We start from the raw sequence: 1,894 nt of genomic DNA on the forward strand, positions 1-1,894 counted from the left end.
CGGCGCTGGGCGTGGCGCGTCCGGCGGGGCACACCGTGCCCGGCATCGACGATCTGCGCGCGGCCTGGGTGCCGGGCGCGCCGGTGGTGGCGCTGGTGTTCTACCGCTCGCACCTCATGGCGGGCAATACCGCGGCGTTCGACGCGCTGGCGCTGGCGCTGGCCGGACAGGGGCTCAACCCCTTGCCGGTGGCGCTCGATTCGCTCAAGGACCCGCTGTGCCTGTCCACCCTGCAGGACCTGTGCTGCCAGCATGCGGTGCAGCTCGTGCTGAACACCACGGCCTTCGCGGCGCTGGAGGAGGGGGCCGCGCTCGCGGGCGATGCGCCGGTGCTGCAGGTGATCGCCAGCGGCGGAAACCGCGAGGACTGGTGGGCGGACAGCCAGGGCCTGCGCCCGCGCGACATCGCCATGCAGGTGGTGCTGCCCGAGATGGATGGGCGCATCGTCACCCGCGCCATCAGCTTCAAGGGGCTGTCGCACCGCTGCGCCTTCACGCAGGCCGACGTGGTGGCCTACCAGCCCGAGCCCGATCGGGTGGCGTTCGTCGCTGCGCTGGCCCAGCGCTGGTGCCGGCTGCGGGGCCTTCCCAACCCGGACAAAAGGCTGGCGCTGGTGTTGGCCAACTACCCCGGCAGCGAGGGGCGGCTGGGCAGCGGCGTGGGCCTGGACACGCCCGCGTCGGTGATCGGCATCCTGCAGCGCCTGCGCGCCGAGGGTTACGCCCTGGGCGACGCCGCGGCCGCGCCGGCCGATGGCGATGCGCTCATGCGCGTGCTGCAGCAGGGCATTGCGAACGACCCCGCGCAGTGGCCGCTGCGTCCCGCCTGGCAGAGCTACGCCCTGGCCGATTACCGCGCGCGGCTGGACGCGTTGCCGGAGGGCATGGCGCAAGCCATCCACGACCGCTGGGGCCCGCCCGAGGCCGACCCGCTGCTGCGCCAGGGCCGCTTCATGATCGCGGGCCTGCGGCAGGGGAATGTGTTCATCGGCATCCAGCCGGCGCGCGCCAATGCGGCGGCGCCAGGGCAGGGCAATGCCAGTGCGCAGGACTACGCAAGCTACCACGATGCCGAGCTGGTGCCGCCGCACGGCTACCTGGCCTTTTACTTCTGGCTGCGCGACGTGTTTGCCATCGACGCCGTGGTGCACGTGGGCAAGCACGGCAACCTCGAATGGCTGCCCGGCAAGAGCCTGGCACTGTCGCAGGTGTGCTGGCCTGATGCGATCCTGGGACCGCTGCCCCACCTGTACCCCTTCATCGTGAACGACCCGGGCGAGGGCGCGCAGGCCAAGCGCCGCAGCCAGGCGGTCATCATCGACCACCTCATGCCACCGCTCACCCGCGCCGAAAACCACGGCCCGCTGCAGGACCTGGAGCGCCTGGTGGACGAGTACTACGACGCGCTGCTGGTGGATGCGCGCCGCGCCACGCTGCTGCGCCGGCAGATCCTGGATGCGGTGCGCCGCCAGCACCTGCTCGAGGGGCTGGACCTGGCCGCGCCGGACGACGATGCCATCCTCGCGCGCATCGACGCCTACCTGTGCGAGCTGAAGGAAACGCAGATCCGCGATGGCCTGCATGTCTTCGGCGCCTCGCCGACGGGTCGCCAGCGGCGCGACACGCTGCTGGCGCTGGCCCGCTATCCGGCCGGCGACGGGCAGGGTGCTCAGGCCGGGCTGCTGCAGGCCCTGGCCGACGACCTGCTGCCCGGCGATCCCTTCGACCCGCTGCAGATCGAGGCGGCGCAGCCCTGGCAGGGCCCACGGCCCGAGGCGCTGCAGGCTGTGGACGCCGGCCCCTGGCGGCACCACGGCGACACGCGCGAGCGGCTGGAGCTGCTCGCCCAGCAACTGCTGGAGGACGGCGCACCGGCCGCAGCCTGGCCGCGCAC

1 protein-coding gene is annotated in these 1,894 nt (G+C 72.9%); it reads left to right on the forward strand.

Annotated features, from left to right (window positions below; genetic code table 11):
- The coding region (locus tag AC27KI_RS23810) for a cobaltochelatase subunit CobN (RefSeq protein ID WP_487116197.1) at positions 1-1,894 on the forward strand (1,894 nt) is incomplete at both ends.

Source organism: Acidovorax sp. KPB24-03, from assembly GCF_057546605.1.